The sequence below is a fragment of the Erysipelatoclostridium sp. An173 genome (assembly GCF_002160495.1).
Lineage (GTDB): Bacteria > Bacillota_I > Bacilli_A > Erysipelotrichales > Coprobacillaceae > Thomasclavelia > Thomasclavelia merdavium.
In genome coordinates, this window is record NZ_NFKR01000020.1 from 17,696 (window position 1) to 36,858 (window position 19,163).

Consider the following 19,163-nt stretch of genomic DNA (forward strand, 5'->3'; position numbering starts at 1 on the left):
TACTTTAATTATTTTAATTTTAACTATTAGTGGATGCCAAAAAGCATCCACTATGCATATTCAAAAAGATACCAGTTTATCAGGAATTCATGAGATTGATTATCAAAGCTTGCAGGAAAAACTAAATAGCAATGAACTATTTGTATTATATATTGGCCGTCCTGATTGCAAGGATTGTCAGGAATTCTACCCGATATTGACTTCCTATATAGAAGAAAATGAAGGGACATATCTTTATTATTTAAATATTCAGGCTTTTCGTGATGCGGCTTCTAAAGAAGGTGCTAGCAAGGAAGAAATTGATTTTTATGATAATATCAGGGAAGAACTTGATTTTGATTGGACACCTACGCTAAAATTAGTTAATAAAGGTGAAACAATTGATGAGTATACTTATTTAAGTCAAGAATACTATGAGATAAAAGACGAAGATAAACAAGCTCAAGAAAAGCAAAAATATATTGAAGAATTTAAGTCTTGGATGACAAATATTTATGAGTAGGTGATTGAATGAAAAAATGTCCATATTGTAAAAAGAATATTCCTGATAGCGCTAAAGTATGCCCCTATTGTGGTAATCGATTAGAAAAAGGCTATCAGCCAATGAAAAGAACTAATTCTTTTCCTAACTATATTTATACAATTTTAGCTTTAATTTTAATTTTTTCACCAGTTTTAACAACTTTTATGTTTGGTAGTCTATTAGGTGAAGATATGGCAACTGCAAGTGGTAATGGTACGACACCAGAAAGTGCGATAACTGTTGGTCCATTAGGAGAAGTAGATGCTAGTAGTGAAATAATTGAATACTATTTTGGATCATTAAAAGATTTTAGTGATTTAGTTAAAAATAGTGATCCATATGTAGAGAAAATTGAAAATATAGAGGCTGATTTAAAAACAATTGCTAGTAAATATGGTGATGTAGATTTTGATAAAGATTATAATTTTTATGTAACTGATCAAAATAATATTTATAGTGACATTAATTATGATTTATCAATTAATGAAAATGAAAGTATTAAGATAGCTTTATCTTATGATTTATCTGGTGAAACTAATAGTATTAATGTAGAATATAATGCTAGTGGATTTGAAAATTTCGAAGCAATGAAGATAAATGATCAAAGTTGTCAGTTTGCTAAAGAAATAGTAACTTTGTTCAATGGTGAACAGGAATTTAAGTGCTATAATCAAACTGCTGAAAAATTCAATGCGCTAGAAACAGATTTCAATAACCAAACTCTAACTCTAGGTAATTATGGTCTTGGTGTTAATGATAATCAGGATGAAACTGAAGTTGCTATGAGAATATTAGGGGCTGAAAAAGATTATCGATTTAGATTAACATATCAAACAGAAATAGATTTAGAAAAATTGGTATAGAACTGGAGTACTGCTCCAGTTTTTTTGTTATAGATAAAAAACTGCATAAAATAACTTATAATGCAGTGTGTAACTTAATCTTCTTTTTTATTAGCAATAAATTCAACAAAATCTTTAACGATATTATATTTATATGCAGAAACTTGAATTGTAATTGGTAAATCAATATAGGTATTTTCTTGATCACGTATTTCATCTAAATTAATTGGTTTATTAGTATAACCAAGAATATAATCTGATGTAACATTGAAGTACTCGACCATAGCTCTTAATACTTTAGTACTAGGATCGCGTGTTCCTTGCTCATAAGCAGCTAAAGTGCGGGGTTTAACGCCGATGATCTTGGCAAGTTCTTTACGTTCTAGATTATGTTCATCACGTAAATATGCAATTCTTTCTCCAGTTAATCTAGTCATCTTTTACACCTCATACTGTATTATAGGTTAAGATTTGACGAAAAATAAAAATTTACACAAAATGGACAATAATTTTAGTAAATGCACACTATATGTGTTATTACTGTGATATCTAGAAAAAATTTGACATAATATTTAAATATAAATCACATGAGATTTATTATCGGATAGAAACATGTTATAATCATTATCATAAATCAAAACGGTTTTGTAAAAATAACAATATAGGGGCAATATATTTTTATAAAAATAGGAGGGGTGTAAAATGGAGAAAATTGCAATATTAACTTCTGGTGGTGATGCCCCAGGGATGAATGGAGCAATTAGAGCACTTGTTAGAGTGGGGATCCAGCATGGTTTTGAAATGTATGGTGTTTATGAAGGTTATTGTGGTTTAGTAGCTGGAAAAATAAAGAAATTGGGGTATAGTGACGTTTCAGAAATATTAGCACGAGGCGGAACTATTTTAGAATCTTCAAGGTTGCCAGAGTTTAAAGAAGAAAATGTTCAAGACCAGGCTGTTAAAAACTTGAAAGATTTAAAAATTAATAATTTAGTAGTCATTGGAGGAGATGGCAGTTATCGTGGTGCCTTAGCTTTGTCAAAAAAAGGCATAAATTGTATTGCTATTCCTGGAACTATTGACAATGATATTAATGGTACTGATGAAACGATTGGTTTTCATACTGCTTTATATAATATAATTGATGCAGTAAATAAATTGCGGGATACTTCTAGCTCTCATCATCGTTGTTTTGTTGTTGAAGTTATGGGTAATAATGCTGATAGTTTGGCTTTATATTCAGCGATAGCTTGTGGTAGTGAATTAGTTATTACAAATAAAACTGGCTATGATGAACAGCATATTATCGATGAATTAATAAAAAATGAAACTGTCTATAATAAACGACATGCGATTGTCATTGCTAGTGAAAAAATATTTGATGTCGAAAAGTTAGCTAAGCGAATTAGCGATGAAACTGGATTTTCAGGGCGTTCGATAGTTTTAGGACATATTCAACGTGGGGGCTCACCAGTGCCCGAAGATCGAATTTTAGCTTCAAGAATGGCTAATAAAGCAATTGAATTGATTGAACATGGTGAAAATGGTAAATGTGTCTGTTTAGTTGATAGTCAAATAGTTGCTAAAAAAATTGATGAAGCATTAACAGAAGTAAATAAAAATAATCAAATGTTATATCAGCTTTTTGAAGATCTGGTATAGCCTGGAGGTAATAATGAAAAAGATTTTATTTAGTGATATGGATGGAACAATTATGAATCAAGATGGCTTGCTTTATGATAAGGATAAAGAAATGATTGAAAAATTAAGAGCAAGTGGTCATTTGTTTGCTTTTAATACGGGGCGTAATTATGAAGAAGCAATCAAGGCAATTAGACAATTAGATTTAAAATATGATTATTTAGTTTTAAATAATGGAGCACAGATTATTGATGATCAAGGACAAGAATTGTTTAAAAAAGTGATTTCTAATCAAATTGGTTCTAAGATTATTGAACATTGCTTAAATTATCCTGATTTATGGTTGTATTTCTATGATGGTCAAAAAACCTTGGCGTATTTTCAAGGCGTTACTTATGAATATGATCATAATGGTAAGATTATTGAAAGTAATGATTATAATTTTTTAAAAGAATATCCATTGGTAAAAGAATTTGATATCATTGCTTTACATCAGGATGATCAAAATATTGATAACTTATTGAAAATTCAAAATTATATTAAAGAAAATTACGACTTTGAAGCCCATGGTACATTAAATACTATTTATTTAGATATTACACCTAGTAATTGTACTAAAGGAACGGGGATTGAAACATTAGTCAACTTGCTTGATGACAAATTAATCAGTTATGCAATAGGGGATTCATATAATGATATTAGTATGTTTGAAAGTGCAACTTGGGGTTATACTTTTAACCATGTTGAAGATGATATTTGTAAACATGCTGATAAACAAGTAGAACATGTAGCTGATTTAATTGCAGAAATGATAAATATTTAAGGGGGAATAAAAATGAGCTGGCAAGATAAACTACGATGCGTTGAACCATATGTTGCAGGGGAACAACCAAAAATTGTTGATATGATAAAATTGAATACTAACGAAAATCCATATGGCCCAAGTGATAAAGTAAAGGAAGTTTTAGCTAATATTGATATTGAAAAACTAAGACTATATCCAAGCAGTGATGCTAATACGCTGCGGAAAGTTTTAGCTGATTATTATAATTTAGATGAAAAACAGGTTTTTTTAGGAAATGGATCTGATGAAGTTTTAGCATTAACATTTTTAACTTTTTTTAATGGGGAAGATCCGGTTTTATTTCCAGATATAACTTATTCTTTTTATCCGGTATACTGTAATTTGTATCAGATTAATTATCAATTAGTAAGATTAAATGATGATTTTAGTATCAACGTTACTGATTTTAATCAGCCTAACAGCGGTATCATTTTTCCTAATCCTAATGCACCAACTGGTTTGTTAGTTGATTTGGATTTTATTGAAACCGTGCTAAAAAATAATCCTGATAGTATCGTAGTTATTGATGAAGCTTACATAGATTTTGGTGGCAAAAGTTGTGTACCGTTAATTAATAAGTATGATAATTTAGTAGTAATTCAAACTTATTCAAAATCACGTTCATTAGCTGGAATTCGTCTAGGAGTAGCTTTAGGAAGTGAAGAGGCAATTAGTCATCTATATGATGTTAAAAACTCTTTTAACTCTTATCCAATTGACTATATAGCTCAACAAGTATGTTTAGCTAGCATTCTAGATGATCAAGATACTAAAAATAAATGTCAAAAAATAATTAATACTAGAGAAAAAGTAAAAAAAGAACTTAAAGATTTAGGTTTTATAGTTCCAGACAGTTATGCTAACTTTGTTTTTGTTAGACACCCTGATGTTGATGGTGAAGAGTTATTTTTAGCGTTACGAAAAGCGGGAATTATTGTTCGCCATTGGAATCAAGAACGAATTGATCAGTATTTACGGATCAGTATTGGCAGTGATGAACAAATGGAGCGCTTAATAGCCTTTTTAAAAGAATACTTAAACAAATAACCAGATTAGTTAATCTGGTTATAATTTTTTATATGTTTTTTTACCATTACGAAGATAGACAAAATTATTTTCAGTTGATAAAGACAGCTGATAAACATAATCATCAAAAGTTACTTCTTGGATAGCTTTTAAAGAGGTGATTTTATTTTTAACCATTATCTCTAACATTTTTCCTCTAGCTTGTTTAACGTACATTGAATTACGAGTTAATTTACCACCTCGATCTTCAACAAAATCTAGATTAATGATATTAGGATGATTGACCATTTTCACAAATTCGTTAGACGCTAAAGAAATAAGATAATCTTCATTTTTAAAATAATCATCAACTTCTTGTTGCCAATATTGATAAAGATCGATATTTAATTTCATCGTCATATCTAAGCGATAAGGAGTAATACCAGTATTGTATTTTAAAATACCGTAATATGCTGATAAAATAGTTAAATATTTATCTAAATAGTCAAAATCGGATTCATCGTAAGTTTTTAAATTGAGCTGTTTTAACACTGTTCCTTGATAACAAAAAAGAGCAGGTGTAGTTTTAATATCATCATTATGATAATAATCATAGACTGTTTGGGCCATCTTAAAAGAAATCTTCATCGTATCATGAAGATTTTCAACACTAAAATTTTGTAAGTATTGATGAAGATAGGCAGTTTTATTAGGGAATAATAAATCAGTCTGTTTAATATTTAATTGTTTGTTTTTCATTATTTTAGCTGGAGCTATAATTATTTTCATTTTTATCACCGAGTTTATTATATCGTATTTTTCTTAAATATGGTATACTTGTCATGGTGATGAAAAGATGAATAATACAATTATAATTGATAAAATATTGATTCATATGTTGGATTTAGAACATAGTAAAGTAATTTATTCGGATACTTTTATCAATTTAGTAGAAGGAACAACTGAATATTATGATAAAAAAATTGAAAAATGTTTAGAAAATACTGGTATTAAAGAATTAGTAGTTGGTAGTCAGCATCATTTACTACAAGCAGCTAGAAATATGTTAGAAAGTGATGAAACATTCAAAGAAGAATCTATTAAGATTACTCAAGATCTTTTTAATCTTTGTACTAAGATTGAAGAAATGCCTAATGCTAATTTAATGTTTGTTGAATTGAAAGTTGATGGTAAAAAATATATTTTAGTAATTAAATTAAACTATAAAACAATGCCAATGAGTTTAATTGAAGAAGTTGATGGAAAACAAAGTATACGCTTTGTTAATCAGCAGATTTTACCAAATAAAACTACAGCAGTTGAAGAAGCAATTATTATCAATGTTGAAGATAGTATTTTATCAATCATTGAAAAAAGATTTATGATAGATGGTAAACCGGGATATTATTTAAATGAACAGTATATTAAAGGTGAACCAAAGCTTACTGATAAACAAAAAATGAGTATTGTTAATAAGGTAGTTAAAAAAGTAGATAGTCAATATAATGTAATCGATGGAGATCCATTACCAGTTGTAAAAAAAGAATTAGTGGATTTAGTCATGGAACATCGACCAGTAAAACCATTAGAATTAGCTAAAAAAGTAATGGGTGATGATTATAATGCTAGTGAAGAAGTAGAAACAATCATGAAAGATTTAGGAATAGAAGAAGATGATGAAATTGTTAATGTTCCAATTTCTTTAGATCGAATGTCACGTTGTAAGCTGGTTTTAGATGATGATCGAATTATTGAATTAAATGTTGAAGATTATTTAGATGGTATTGATATTGAAAAAGAAATTGATGAAAATGGTAAAACAAAAATCATTTTAAAAAATATTCAAGATATTGTAGTTAAGTAAAAAATAAGGAATAGCGTTTGCTATTCCTTGATTCTTTAAAATGATACATAACGGTCAATATGTAAATAATAGACGATGGCTTTGATCTTAGCTGATTTAAAAATACGAGCTAAGATTTTTTTGTAATACTCTAATTGAGGCTGATGTAAAGCAATTAATGTTTTATCATCAGTATTTTTATTTAAATTATCGGTTTTATAATCAATTACAGTTATTTCATCATTATTGATACATACAACGTCAAAAATACCATGGATTATTTGTCCGTTTTCAAGCATTGAAAATTCTTTTTCCTGATATAAATGTTGACTATTTGTCATTAAACTAAAGACATCGCTAGCAACGAATTCTTGTAAATGAGGTAAATATCGCTCGATAACGGACCATTCATCATCATTAAATAGATTAGATTCTTTTAAACGAATAACTTCTTGTTTAAAATCTAATTCTGGTATTATTTTTAAATGTTCTAAGAAACTATGAATAATTGTTCCTCGCGTACTAGCATCGACATTAATATCATTACTATCATAACTAATATCACTGAAACTACGGTCACCATCTTCGATTTTTCTAGTTACAGCAATAGCTTTATCAAGGTTGGTTGGATATGGATAGACAAAGTCGTTATAGTGTTGATAATTTTTTAAATCTAATTTTGATTCTTGTGAGTTATTGATAATAATCTGTTGTTCAATATCATCATGACTAAAAATCTTAATTGAAAATTTACTATGTTTAGTATTATCTTGAATCAGATTTTTATTTTGATGAATCATAATAGTTTGGAAATTATGTTTAATTTGTTCGATTAATTCATCTTCATGATTAGAGTCTAATAAATTTTTATTGATTCCTTGTTCAATGATATTATCATGACTCATTAATGAAACCATTAGCCAATCCATATAACTATTTTGCATTCTAGCGTTATGATATAAAATAACTTTATCTTGACACCGTGGATTTTTAATAAAATCTGTTCCATTAGTTATTACGTATTCTTGATATTTAATGATATCTTGAGGTTCTTTAATTAATCCAGTTAAAATTAATTTTTGAGAAGCCCTTGTTAAAGCAACATAAAAAATACGCATTTCTTCATTGATAGCTTCATTGGTCTGGTAGCTGGCAATGACTTTACGATATTTATTTTCATATTCAACAACAACATCACGATATGGTGGTAAATCAACTTTAACCCGAGGCTTGATTGCAATTCCTAGTCGTTTATCACTGATGATCTGTTCTCTTGCATCTTGTAAATTAAATTTATTTTGTAAATTGGAAACAAAAACAATTGGGAATTCTAAACCTTTTGATTTATGAATTGTCATAAAAGAAACAACGTTATCATCATTACTAGAAACGGTTGCTGGAGAAACACCAATGCCATTTTCCAACATGTTTGTAAATTTAGTGGTAATACTATTTAAAGAATCATCATTTATTTCTCCTAGTTTTTCAATAAATAATTCAATATTAGCTACTCTTTGACTACCGTTTATTAATGAGGCTAAAAATGTTAAATATTCACTATCATCAATAAATTTTTCTATTCCTTCTTTAACACTATGATAAATAAAATAATCACGCATTTGATGATAATAATTAATAAATTTTTCCAATATTTCATAATTATCTTTTTGCTCATTAATATAATTGATTAAATTATCATACATACTAAGTGATTCATCAGTTTTAATTTTCGCAATTAAATTTTCATCAAAATTACTAATTAAATAATTACCAGTTAATAAACTTGTAAAAGCAATATCATCAAGATGATTATTAAAAGCTTTTAAAACATGGATCATACTAATTATCTCAGGTTCTTGTAAAAAGCCTTGTGATAAAACAATATGACTAGGAATATGATAACGATTGAAAATCTTTTTAAAAGCAATAAAACTACGAGTATTACGCATTAATACAACAATATCGCGATAATTAGCAGGTCGTGTTGTTTTATCAAAATTATCAAGTTGTAAATTTCCAATCATATCCTGGATTTTTTTAGCTACCATTTTAGCTTCTAATTCAGCATCATTATTAGTAGTTCTGGTTTGATAAGATAGTAAAACTTCACTTGTAAAGCGAGTTTCATTATCATAACGCTTTGATGCCTTGGCAGTAACTTCTTCACGTTCATCGACTTCTTTAGCACCTTCTTTTCTTAAGAAATCATAGTTAAGTTTAGCACTATCGTCTAAATAATAATCCAATCCACCAATATCCTGATCCATTATTTGATTAAAAATATAGTTTACACTATCAAGAACAATTTTATTTGAACGATAATTATATCTTAAATCAATTCTTTTGGTATTTGGTATTTGATTAAAAGTTAAATATTTTTGATTAAAGATTTCAGGGTCGGCTTCTCTAAAACGATAAATAGATTGTTTCATATCTCCAACCATAAAGCGATTGATCTTTGGTTCTTTATAATCAGCAATTTTATCAATTAATGTTTCCTGGATTTGATTGGTATCTTGATATTCATCAATCATAATTTCTTTTAATTGATGATAAAGTAAATCAACAATACCATATTGTGGCGCCAGTATTTTTAAAGCGTTAGCTTCTAAGTCGTTAAAATCTAGTAAATTATTAGTTTGTTTATATTCTTGATAAGCTTTTTTAAATTCTTTTTGATAAAAAACAAGCTGTTCTAATGGTTTTATAGAAGTAGTTAAAACTTTTTTAAATTCTTCAAAATCATCATAAACTAAATCATTAAATTTATCACGATAGAACTTAATAACATTTGTTTTTAAACTATTATACTTAGCTTTATATTCTTCGTTATCTTCATTAAATAAACCACGACTATCATAGCTTTTAATTAGTTTTGCATTGCTTGCTCTAATTATTTCAGTAAGATTATTACTTTCAATTGCTTTAATAACATCATAATAGTATTTTAAGTGAGCATCAAATGGTGTAGGCATACTTCCTTTTTTTGAATTACTATCAAAAGGGTTTTGGCAGTAAAAACCTAAATTATGACTATCAGCAAAATTTGCAAGTTCATAGACTTTATTTATTCCCATTATTGCCTGTTTTTTTAATAATGAAATGATTGGTCTAGTAATTGGCCAAGTATTAATTGAATCTTCATTGTTATTAATTATATGATCATATATATTAGTTTTAATATCATCAATATATTGATCAAAATTATAGATTGTATTGCTTAAATTTTCAAATTTAAAAATAGCGTTTTTAAATTTACCAAAATAATAATCAGGGAAATAAGTGTTTACAAAATCAATAAACTGGTCGTCATTAACCCATTTAGCGATACACTGATCTAGAATCTGGTGTTTGATTAATGTTGGATCACTAGTAATGTCAAAATTACTATTTAAGTCAATTAGATAACCATATTGTTTTAATAAAGTGCTACAAAAACCATGGAAATTAGTTATGTATGCTTTTGGTAATAACTGTTTTTGTTTTAATAAATGTTGTTTTAAAGAATCACTGATATTTTCTTGAAGACGCTGATCTAGGGAAACTTGTAAACGCTGTTTCATCTCCAATGCAGCAGCATTAGTAAAAGTAAGAACTAAAAGCTGATCAACATTATAGCCATCTTCTTCGATTAATGCCATGATTCGATTAACTAAAATTTTTGTTTTACCAGAACCAGCTGGAGCAGAAACAAGAATTGAACAGCCCCGACTAGTTACGGCTTCTTCTTGACCGCTGTTTAATGGGTTAATTGGCATTATCTTCACCTTCCTTTATTAAATATTCTAAATTTTCATTATTAACAAGAGTGTATTCGTTATAGAAAACATCGAAATTACAGATAGCACGATAATTACAGTAAGTACATGGATTAACTTTAGTGAAAATAGCCGGATCATCGCTGCCTTTAGGAGCAATTTGAATATTACCATGACTTAAACTATCATATAGTTTTTCAATATGACCAGTTACATAATCAATTAATCGTTTTAAAGCAAAACTGCTTAAAATATTCCCTTTATAACAATCATCTTTTTTTACATAGCGTGCTTTAATAATATTGGAATTACGCTCAAATTCATTATCGACTCTTGTAACCACTTCTTCATTTACATAACCATTCATACGATATTGCTTAAAGAAATTTTCGCTTGATTCTTCTTCAGTTATTTTTAAACTGCTGGCTAGAATTCTTTTTTTAGTATTGAAATACAATAATCCTCCTAAATCTAATTGCTGTTTAGAAGCTAAAGTATCAAGATATAGCAGCATTTGAATATTAAAGCCTTGGATTGCCAGTGAAATATTTAAATCTTTATTACTTGATTTATAATCGATAATTTTTAAATAATTATCACTTTGATCAACGCGATCAACAATACCAGTAAAGTTGAAATCTGGATATTTTCTTTTGATTTCAATTTCACTGCCAACAATTTCAAAATCAGAAGCTTGCAACTGCTGATTTAATACAATAATAGTATTTAATAAATCCTGTTTAACAGTTTTAATAATATAAATATTATTGTAATCATTCAAACGATCATTTAGTTCATTATTATCGATATATTCATTTACATATTTTTCAATTATATTTGGTAATGTGTCAACATCAATGACCAGCTGACTAAATAACTCTTTAGTTTTTTCTAGTACATAATGGACAATTGAACCAATTTCATTTGTTTGAAAAGATGGCTTTTTAAAAGGATATAATTTTAAGCCATATTGATTGTAATATTTATAAGGACAGCCATTATAAGTTTCTAATTTACTAGCAGAAAGGTAATTAGAAAATAGTGGTGTTGTTAGGCTACCAGGCTGATTACGACTTTGAATATATTTATCAATCATTGTATTTAAAGCTGTTTGCTTTGAATCTTGCTGACCTTTTAGATAAAGATTTTTCTTTAAGCTTTGATGTAAATAATCTTTACTAATATCAATATTTTTAATATCAAACATATTATTTAACTGATTATATAATGATGATTTTAATAAAGGCTGGCCATCTATTGAAGCATTAGCAAAACTGATAACTAAATAGTTATTATTGCTGTTTAATGCTTTTAAAATATTATTTTGATTAGAACCGATTTGATAACTTAAATCTGGTAATTTTAAGCTTTTTAGATCCTGGTCTAATAAAATACCGGTATCTTTAAATTGAAGTGGAACAACTGTTTCATTAACTCCAGTTAAATAGACCTTTTTACAATCAAGAATACCACTATAACATTGATCATAATTTAATAAATAAAGATGATCGTTACATGGCTTTTTATCTTCTTTTAATTCGGGCTTAGTTTTTTTAATCAGAATATAAAAATCAGATAGAGAAAATTCTTGAGTACTTTGAAATTCCTTAAAATAATTGATTAGTGTAATGACATTTTCATTAGTAATCATTTCTTGATCAATAAATTCAAGCATTATTTTGACATAATCATTTAAAGTAACACATTGATTAAAATCATAATTTGAAAATGGATCATCTAAGACATTATTTTCTAAATAATTCTTTTTAATACGATCAAGATAATTTAAATCATTGAATTTCTTTAACATCCTGCTATCAAGAAGATCTAATAAATCATCTTTTTGCTTATTTATTTTATATTTAAGAAATGAAAGACAAGCATTCATTTCTTTAAAAATTAGACTTTTACTAAGATTATGAGGAATATTAAATTGTTCTAAAGTGTTGATTAGTAACATTTTATATTCATGATTAGGATAATAAATAGCATAATCATGATAGTAAGTCTGGTTATCAACAATATCTTGATAGATGTTTAAAATGACACTTTCAATTTCGGCTTTGGGTGTTGTTTGAGCTATTTTATATAATGGACTTTGATCATTAAATTTTGGTGCCTGCAATGAAAATGTATAAGTATTTAAATGTTTTAAATAAAGATCATCATCTTTGATAATATCGTTATCTTTATCATAATAATTTATAAATGGTTTATTTAAATCACGATTATCATCACTGTTGTTCATTAAAATAGTTACGTCACTAATACTAGCAAGCTGATTAATTAATTTATAACGATGTTTGGTAAAGATTTTTTCAGTTATAAAACAATAATGATTATTTTTAAGTGAATCATTAAAGTGATTAAATAAAAGATCTTCATATTGAAAACATTTATCTTTAGGCGTTGCAAGTTTAAATTGTTTATAAATATCAATAATTGTTGTAATTTTTTGTTTAGATAAATCTGGTAGAGTTTCAATATCAGGATTGTCTAATTCTTCTAAATAAAAAAGCTCTAAGATATTGATGATTTCTGGGATTAATTCCATTTTGTTATTAGTGTTAAAAATATAGTTGTTTGTTTCGATTATTTGTTTGATCATTAAGATAGTTTCTAATTTAGATAGTTTTTGTTGGTTATATATTTGATAATGGTTTAATAAATTATTGATTAAAGTATTATATGTTATGATTCTGATATTAAAAAGAGTGTCAGTATATTTGAAAAATGCTTCTTCAAAGAAAAGAGGATCATCAACGATGAAATAATAATTTTCAAAAATGTTTTTTTGAGCTTCGTTGATAGTGTTTTTTATTAATTCTTTAATTTTTAGAGTATAATTTAAACCACTTATTGTTTTCATAAAAGTACCTCCGATATAGCTTTTATTTTATCATAGATTATTTCAAAATAATAAAAGTGAAATTATTAATTTCACTTTAAACTGTTTTCTTGAAAAATCATTTCTGCTTTTTGATAGCTGGCATAAAATGCCTGATGATTATCAAAAGTAGGAGCTTGATTTAATACACCGGTTATTTCATGATTGATTAACTTAATACATAATTGATACATATCTTTCATTAAATCAAAATCCAGACGATTAAATGAGCTGACTTTTGACATTGATTCTTGCTGGTTATGACCACCCCAGAATTTCCATGTTTGATCGACACCAGTTTTTTCTAAGTAATCAATAGCTTGTTTTAGATTTTTTTGGTACGTCTTTAAATTTAAACTATGAAATAATTGCATCCAGACACCACAGCCAGAACCAATGGCATCACCAGTATAGACAGCGTGATTTTTAGTATCTAAAAAAATCATTGATCCAGGAGTATGACCAGCTAATGGGATTGCTTCGATTGTTATTTGGCCTAAGTCAAATTTTTGATATGGTTTTAAATCTTTGATGTTATTAAAATCAATCAATGGAAAATCTGGCTGTAATTTTTGATTATCAAAGTAAACGTCTTTATCTAAATGTGATAAGTAGACATTATCAAATTCATTGATTGTGCCAATATGGTCGACATGGCCGTGGCTACAAACAACAATAAGATCTTTATTTGTTAAAGCTTTGATAGTAGGTAATAAAGGCTTTTTAAATAAGCCTAAATCAATTAATAAAGTCTTATTTTCTCCAATAATTAAATAACAAGAATCCTGGTCTTCATCATTTATATAATAACTTTGTTCATTTATTTTGATTGCGTCATAAGTTTCCATAATAACCTCATATAAATAATATTAGTATTTATAAAAAGTATATCGTAATCATCAAAAAAAGCAAGAATATCCTTTATTACAATAAACTATTATACAAATAATTTAATTATTTGTATAATTAAATGAGGAGGAAAATAATAATGAATAAAAAAATTTTTTTCTTTGATATTGACGGAACTCTTGCTGATAAAAATATTATCCCTGCTGATACAATTACGGCTTTAAATAAGCTAAAACAATTAGGTCATTATATTTTTATTTGTTCAGGACGACCTTATATTTATGCTAAAGAGCATTATCAAAAATATGTAGATGGTTTTATTTGTGGTAATGGAAGATATATCGTATATAAAGATCAAATCATTTTAGATGAACCATTAACTTTACAGGAAGTGGAATGTTTTGTGGATGGCTTTATGAAATTAAAATGCGGTTATAATTTTAATGGCAGTTATAATGGTTATGCTTTTAATATTGAAGCTAATAAATTATTGGATATGCAAAATGATTTTAAACATCCTTATTATATTGAAGATTTTAAATTATCTGATATTAATGCACATATGTTTGATGTACATTTTAAAGATGAAAAACATTTTAACCAAATTGCAAAATATTTTGATGATCGTATAATATTTAATGTTCATAGTGGACATAATTCAGCTGATGCCACAGTCATTGGTTATGATAAAGGGGTGGGGATAACAAAATTATTGAAAATATTAAATATTTCAGTAGAAGATAGTTATGCCTTTGGTGATGGCCTTAATGATATACCAATGTTTAAAGCGGTGGGGCATTCAATAGCTATGTTAAATGGTGTTGATGAAGCTAAAAAAGCTTGTGAATATATCACTGGTGATATTAATGATGGCGGCATTTATAAAGCATTGGCACATTATAAAATAATTGACTAAAAAATAAAAACCCAGTTATGGGTTTTTATAATGCTATTTAACTGTTACGTTTTGAGCTTGAGGACCACGATCAGATTGATTAATAGTAAATTCAACGATTTGTCCTTCTTCTAATGTTCTAAATCCTTCAGCATTAATTGCTGTGTAATGAACAAAAACGTCTTTTCCGTCTTCGTCATCAGTAATGAATCCGTAACCTTTTTCTTGGTTAAACCATTTAACTTTTCCTGTACTCATTGTTGGTACCTCCTTGAAATATGTGCAAAAAGGAAATACTCTATGTAACTCGCGTAATCACAAATATCGGATTGTGGGTGGTACATAAAGGTAATACAATCTTCTAATACTTGTGATACTATGAAAATTATATTGCTACTTTTGCACTTTTATTGTACCATAATCAAATAAATAAAGCAATAGAGTGCTTTTTTGCTAGTTCGATAATATTGTTAATTTAAAATACACATTAATACTGTAGTATAAAATAATAACTTCAACCATTATCTTATTAACATTAGAATAAAACAATGGTAGAATAATATAGTATAAGACAAAGGAGGTTTTTATTATGCCATTTATTTCATTTACAACTAATCATAAATTGACACTTCGTCAAGAAAATGAAATCGCTAAAAGAACTGGGGAATTGATTAGTATTTTGCCAGGTAAAAAAGAAGAAAATTTAATGTTACATCTAGAAGATAATCAAATCATGTATTTCCGTGGCGAAGATATTCCATGTATGATGATTGCTGTTAAATTATATAATAAAGTTGATTTAAATGCTAAAAAAGAATTTACTGAAAAGTTAGTTGTGATGATCAAAGAAACGACAAATATTGATGTTGATGATATTTATGTATCTTTTGATGAATATCCAAACTGGGGTAAACAAGGTACATTGATTTAGGATGGTAAAATCCCGCTTATTTAGCGGGATTTTATTAAATATTTGGTTTTTATAATAATATTAGAGAAAAACTTTTATAATTTTTTATTTTTCTCTTTACTTTTTGTAAAATATTATATATAATCTTTCTTGCGTTAAGCGAAAAATCTATTTTAATGTGGCGGACGTGGTGAAGTGGTTAACACACCAGATTGTGGCTCTGGCATGCGTGGGTTCGATCCCCATCGTCCGCCCCATTTATATAGGGCATATATGATTTTATAATAGAAGTAAGATTAACACACTATATAAAATTTAATACTCGCTTAAAATTAAATGTTATAGATAAAGTTTATTATTTATAATTTAAAGGCGAAATAAAAACTAGAAATTACTATGGTTTCTAGTTTTATTATTTTATAAACCAATATTTTATAAAATATACTATTGTAAGAAAATAACATAATTAAACCATATGTAAAAAGGGTAATTATGTTTTTTATACGGTAAAGTTATTGATAAATAAAAAATGGCTCTATAATTTAAACGAAGATTTATAAATACTCTGTTTAAATTATAGGACCAAAAATCATCGATTATTCAACGATGATTTTATATTCGATAAATCGTATACATTCTTTGAATTTCATCTTTCAATTTATCTCTAAGTTCAATTGGTTTTAAAACCTCAACATGACTAGCTATTTGTAATAGATTTGTAAGTAGATCATTATCATTATTAACGTCATTAATTGAAACTTCAATAAATTGATGAAATTGTTCAATCTGGCTAATATTATTTTTAAAATATAGTGCTAATTTTTCAAAAATATCAGTATTACCTAAATATACACGTAATTTTAGGTTGATTTTGTTTTTAGTATCAAGTTTTAATGGATCGTTTTTTTGCCATGTTTTTGTTTTAAAAGCTTCCATTTTATTTTGAATATTTTTTGGACAGTAACAAATTTTTAAATCAGTAATTCTATCTAAACAATAATATTTTAATTCAAAATCGGCATCCTTTGTATATTGATAGCCAGAAACATAAACTAAATCATTTTTTAGTTCAATATTTGTCGGATATAACAATATTGATCGGGAATTAACAGTATCAGTTAGTTTATTGTTAATGATATTATACTCTAAGCATTTAAAATCTAGACATGAATGACTATTAATGGCATTGATTATTAATTCTAGATTACTGTAAATTGAATTATCATTAGTACTATTTATGTTATCTAATAGATGATAATGATTAATACGGTATATCGAACTATCAGATAAAACTTTTTCAATTAGTTTAGGTTCTTCTTGATTTTCTAAATATGATATTTTATTTAATAGGTTGGCTAATAAAATAAGTTGCGCATCACTATAAAATGGCTTTTCTACGTAAGAACCTTTTTTTTGTTTCGTTACATAGTTTATCTTACCACCACTATTACTTTCAAAAGGTTGAATTAGTATATCATTGTAAACATTAATTAGATTATCAAATGTTTTAATTGATTCAATATCTGATTTAATTGTATTTCCTGAAACAGAAGCACTAATAGAACTGATTCTTGAAATCAACTCATCTCGTGATAGAGCATGATTTTGATCGGTTAATCTTTTTAATAGGTATTGAATTAATAAAATTCTAGTTCCGTTGCTAATTTCTCCCATTTTCTTCCCTCCTTGATTTATTTTACTTTATCTTGCAAAATATGTAAAATCGCAAACTTAAAATAAGATTAATTATTTGTTATTAAAAATATATTATTTAAATAAATTTGTAATTTTTTGAAAACAAATGTAAAAAAATGTATTTTATGTGTGATTTTATAGGAAGAAGAACATATTTTAGGAGTTTAATCATAAATAAAAAGTATAAAGAAAACAATCTTTATACTTTTAGCTAAGTAATTCAGAAACCTCAGTTTCAAAATTACTAGAATTATAAGTACTGTAATATGTCGTATAGATTTCCTGACAATCATCATTATCAATGATTGTCATAACGAATTCATATTCATAACATAATTCCATAATATTTTGCATGCCTTGAAATGTGATATCGTAATGTTGATAGTTGTCATTTTCAATATTGATTTCTAACTTAGCACGATCTGGATAAATATCCCAATCAATTAAAGAACCATCGACGTTCCAGTCAATCAAAATAAAAGAAAGAGGGTCAATAATGGCATCATCTAACTGATCTTTTGCCCTAATGGTAATATATAATTTACTAAACATAGATTTTCCTCCGTAAAAATATTATATCAAAGTAAATTTTATATAAATATGGGAACATTTTGGAAATTTAAGATAAAAGAATATCTTTTAAACAGCCGAAAAACTCTCTTAAATAATAGTGTGGTGCAGTATCATCTCTTTCTTTAGCAGCATATGTATGGGCTGTTAAATTATGTTTATTTGCAAGCAGTTTACTTCGAAAACAGTGGAAACCATTAGTAATAATTACAACATCATAATCTTTATTTGTTTTTTCTTCAATAATTTCTTTACTATAAATAATATTTTCATTTGTATTAGTACTTTTATCTTCGGTAATAATAAGTGATTCATCAATACCTTTTTCTACTAAATAATCTTTCATTGCTTTGGCTTCGCTTATATTTTCGCCATCGCCTTGACCGCCACTAACAATAATTTTAGTGTTAGGAAATTTTTGATGATATTGTAAAGCTGCTTCTAATCGATAGCGAAGTAATGGTGAAGGTGATGAACCATTTAATCTAGCTCCTAGAACAATTACATAATCACATTCATGATTATATTTATTGTTAGATTCATAAATAATTAAGCTTTCAATTACTACAAATATTGAAATTCCTAAAATTAAAATAGCTTTGATACTGTAATTTACCCCCTTGGGTAAATTAGATAAAATACTAACTTTATTTTTTAGTTCATAAAAACTATAAAAACCAGTAATTATTGAAAAAATAGGGTAAATAAAATAAGCAGTTATAAATCTAGAATTAATTACTAAGATTATAAAATAAATGATTGAAATTATACTCAAAGTAATTAATAAATAATCAAATATTCGACAATTCTTTATCATATTGTTTAAAAAACTCCTTTTTATCATTCTATCATAAATATTTAAAGAAATTTCTTAAAAATATTTAAAATTGCACTAATTTAT

Annotated in this window: 17 protein-coding genes and 1 tRNA gene; 9 read left to right on the top strand and 9 right to left on the bottom strand. The window is 26.9% G+C overall.

The window, feature by feature from the left end; genetic code table 11:
- The first annotated feature begins 52 nt into the window (after positions 1 to 52).
- Both B5F09_RS09320 and B5F09_RS09325 read left to right on the top strand, forming a co-directional pair.
- On the top strand, positions 53 to 502 hold the full coding sequence (locus tag B5F09_RS09320; RefSeq protein WP_239404303.1) for a thioredoxin family protein: 450 nt from the start codon (positions 53 to 55) through the stop codon (positions 500 to 502).
- Between the two features lie 8 nt (positions 503 to 510).
- Positions 511 to 1,386 carry a zinc ribbon domain-containing protein gene (locus tag B5F09_RS09325; protein WP_087299309.1) on the top strand — a complete coding sequence of 292 codons (876 nt, stop codon included), beginning with the start codon at positions 511 to 513 and terminating at the stop codon, positions 1,384 to 1,386.
- 74 nt (positions 1,387 to 1,460) lie between these two features.
- Here B5F09_RS09325 and B5F09_RS09330 read toward each other — a convergent pair whose 3' ends face one another.
- Entirely contained in the window at positions 1,461 to 1,802 is a 342-nt protein-coding gene (locus B5F09_RS09330; RefSeq protein ID WP_087299307.1) for a helix-turn-helix domain-containing protein, read from the bottom strand.
- Between the two features lie 265 nt (positions 1,803 to 2,067).
- Here B5F09_RS09330 and pfkA point away from each other — a divergent pair, with 265 nt between their 5' ends.
- Genes pfkA through hisC form a run of 3 tightly spaced genes read left to right on the top strand, consistent with a single transcriptional unit; the run spans position 2,068 to position 4,897 of the window.
- Positions 2,068 to 3,027: a 6-phosphofructokinase gene (gene pfkA / locus B5F09_RS09335; RefSeq protein WP_087373779.1), complete on the top strand. Its 960-nt coding sequence runs from the start codon at positions 2,068 to 2,070 to the stop codon at positions 3,025 to 3,027.
- A gap of 13 nt (positions 3,028 to 3,040) precedes the next feature.
- Positions 3,041 to 3,829, top strand: coding sequence for a Cof-type HAD-IIB family hydrolase (locus B5F09_RS09340; protein WP_087299303.1), 789 nt, complete (start codon positions 3,041 to 3,043; stop codon positions 3,827 to 3,829).
- 12 nt (positions 3,830 to 3,841) lie between these two features.
- Entirely contained in the window at positions 3,842 to 4,897 is a 1,056-nt protein-coding gene (gene hisC / locus B5F09_RS09345) for a histidinol-phosphate transaminase (protein ID WP_087373782.1), read from the top strand.
- Between the two features lie 18 nt (positions 4,898 to 4,915).
- Here hisC and B5F09_RS09350 read toward each other — a convergent pair whose 3' ends face one another.
- On the bottom strand, positions 4,916 to 5,644 hold the full coding sequence (locus tag B5F09_RS09350) for a YaaA family protein (protein WP_087373784.1): 729 nt from the start codon (positions 5,642 to 5,644) through the stop codon (positions 4,916 to 4,918).
- 67 nt (positions 5,645 to 5,711) lie between these two features.
- Between B5F09_RS09350 and B5F09_RS09355 the strand changes: the two genes are divergently transcribed.
- Entirely contained in the window at positions 5,712 to 6,719 is a 1,008-nt protein-coding gene (locus B5F09_RS09355; protein WP_087299296.1) for a nucleoid-associated protein, read from the top strand.
- Between the two features lie 35 nt (positions 6,720 to 6,754).
- Here B5F09_RS09355 and B5F09_RS09360 read toward each other — a convergent pair whose 3' ends face one another.
- The 3 genes from B5F09_RS09360 to B5F09_RS09370 all read right to left on the bottom strand — a co-directional run bounded on the left by B5F09_RS09360 (position 6,755) and on the right by B5F09_RS09370 (position 14,191).
- Entirely contained in the window at positions 6,755 to 10,456 is a 3,702-nt protein-coding gene (locus B5F09_RS09360) for a UvrD-helicase domain-containing protein (RefSeq protein ID WP_087373786.1), read from the bottom strand.
- Positions 10,446 to 13,325, bottom strand: coding sequence for a PD-(D/E)XK nuclease family protein (locus B5F09_RS09365; protein ID WP_087373788.1), 2,880 nt, complete (start codon positions 13,323 to 13,325; stop codon positions 10,446 to 10,448). Before B5F09_RS09365 ends, B5F09_RS09360 begins: the two co-directional genes overlap by 11 nt.
- Positions 13,326 to 13,396: 71 nt before the next feature.
- On the bottom strand, positions 13,397 to 14,191 hold the full coding sequence (locus B5F09_RS09370; RefSeq protein ID WP_087373790.1) for an MBL fold metallo-hydrolase: 795 nt from the start codon (positions 14,189 to 14,191) through the stop codon (positions 13,397 to 13,399).
- Between the two features lie 140 nt (positions 14,192 to 14,331).
- On the opposite strand from B5F09_RS09370, the gene B5F09_RS09375 reads away from it, so the two are divergent.
- Entirely contained in the window at positions 14,332 to 15,108 is a 777-nt protein-coding gene (locus B5F09_RS09375; RefSeq protein ID WP_087373792.1) for a Cof-type HAD-IIB family hydrolase, read from the top strand.
- A 33-nt stretch (positions 15,109 to 15,141) separates the two neighbouring features.
- On the opposite strand, the gene B5F09_RS09380 is transcribed toward B5F09_RS09375, so the two are convergent.
- Positions 15,142 to 15,345 carry a cold-shock protein gene (locus tag B5F09_RS09380; RefSeq protein ID WP_087299287.1) on the bottom strand — a complete coding sequence of 68 codons (204 nt, stop codon included), beginning with the start codon at positions 15,343 to 15,345 and terminating at the stop codon, positions 15,142 to 15,144.
- 331 nt (positions 15,346 to 15,676) lie between these two features.
- On the opposite strand from B5F09_RS09380, the gene B5F09_RS09385 reads away from it, so the two are divergent.
- Entirely contained in the window at positions 15,677 to 16,018 is a 342-nt protein-coding gene (locus B5F09_RS09385) for a phenylpyruvate tautomerase MIF-related protein (protein ID WP_087299285.1), read from the top strand.
- Between the two features lie 160 nt (positions 16,019 to 16,178).
- Positions 16,179 to 16,254 (top strand) — tRNA-His (locus B5F09_RS09390).
- A 355-nt stretch (positions 16,255 to 16,609) separates the two neighbouring features.
- Here the strand turns inward: B5F09_RS09390 and B5F09_RS09395 are convergent.
- From B5F09_RS09395 to B5F09_RS09405, 3 genes are all read right to left on the bottom strand, one after another.
- Positions 16,610 to 17,671, bottom strand: coding sequence for a WYL domain-containing protein (locus B5F09_RS09395; RefSeq protein ID WP_087373794.1), 1,062 nt, complete (start codon positions 17,669 to 17,671; stop codon positions 16,610 to 16,612).
- Between the two features lie 228 nt (positions 17,672 to 17,899).
- Positions 17,900 to 18,244 (bottom strand): hypothetical protein, encoded by a 345-nt coding sequence (locus B5F09_RS09400; RefSeq protein WP_087373796.1) that lies wholly within the window; start codon positions 18,242 to 18,244, stop codon positions 17,900 to 17,902.
- 67 nt (positions 18,245 to 18,311) lie between these two features.
- A complete protein-coding gene (locus tag B5F09_RS09405) occupies positions 18,312 to 19,079 on the bottom strand; it encodes a YdcF family protein (RefSeq protein ID WP_087373798.1) in 768 nt (255 codons plus the stop codon).
- Positions 19,080 to 19,163 lie beyond the last annotated feature (84 nt).

Bases quoted from the DNA above. Each gene is read 5' to 3' on its own strand.
- B5F09_RS09320 (WP_239404303.1), top strand. From the start codon at position 53: ATGCATATTCAAAAAGATACCAGTTTATCAGGAATTCATGAGATTGAT.
- B5F09_RS09325 (WP_087299309.1), top strand. From the start codon at position 511: ATGAAAAAATGTCCATATTGTAAAAAGAATATTCCTGATAGCGCTAAA.
- B5F09_RS09330 (WP_087299307.1), bottom strand. From the start codon at position 1,802: ATGACTAGATTAACTGGAGAAAGAATTGCATATTTACGTGATGAACAT.
- pfkA (WP_087373779.1), top strand. From the start codon at position 2,068: ATGGAGAAAATTGCAATATTAACTTCTGGTGGTGATGCCCCAGGGATG.
- B5F09_RS09340 (WP_087299303.1), top strand. From the start codon at position 3,041: ATGAAAAAGATTTTATTTAGTGATATGGATGGAACAATTATGAATCAA.
- hisC (WP_087373782.1), top strand. From the start codon at position 3,842: ATGAGCTGGCAAGATAAACTACGATGCGTTGAACCATATGTTGCAGGG.
- B5F09_RS09350 (WP_087373784.1), bottom strand. From the start codon at position 5,644: ATGAAAATAATTATAGCTCCAGCTAAAATAATGAAAAACAAACAATTA.
- B5F09_RS09355 (WP_087299296.1), top strand. From the start codon at position 5,712: ATGAATAATACAATTATAATTGATAAAATATTGATTCATATGTTGGAT.
- B5F09_RS09360 (WP_087373786.1), bottom strand. From the start codon at position 10,456: ATGCCAATTAACCCATTAAACAGCGGTCAAGAAGAAGCCGTAACTAGT.
- B5F09_RS09365 (WP_087373788.1), bottom strand. From the start codon at position 13,325: ATGAAAACAATAAGTGGTTTAAATTATACTCTAAAAATTAAAGAATTA.
- B5F09_RS09370 (WP_087373790.1), bottom strand. From the start codon at position 14,191: ATGGAAACTTATGACGCAATCAAAATAAATGAACAAAGTTATTATATA.
- B5F09_RS09375 (WP_087373792.1), top strand. From the start codon at position 14,332: ATGAATAAAAAAATTTTTTTCTTTGATATTGACGGAACTCTTGCTGAT.
- B5F09_RS09380 (WP_087299287.1), bottom strand. From the start codon at position 15,345: ATGAGTACAGGAAAAGTTAAATGGTTTAACCAAGAAAAAGGTTACGGA.
- B5F09_RS09385 (WP_087299285.1), top strand. From the start codon at position 15,677: ATGCCATTTATTTCATTTACAACTAATCATAAATTGACACTTCGTCAA.
- B5F09_RS09395 (WP_087373794.1), bottom strand. From the start codon at position 17,671: ATGGGAGAAATTAGCAACGGAACTAGAATTTTATTAATTCAATACCTA.
- B5F09_RS09400 (WP_087373796.1), bottom strand. From the start codon at position 18,244: ATGTTTAGTAAATTATATATTACCATTAGGGCAAAAGATCAGTTAGAT.
- B5F09_RS09405 (WP_087373798.1), bottom strand. From the start codon at position 19,079: ATGATAAAGAATTGTCGAATATTTGATTATTTATTAATTACTTTGAGT.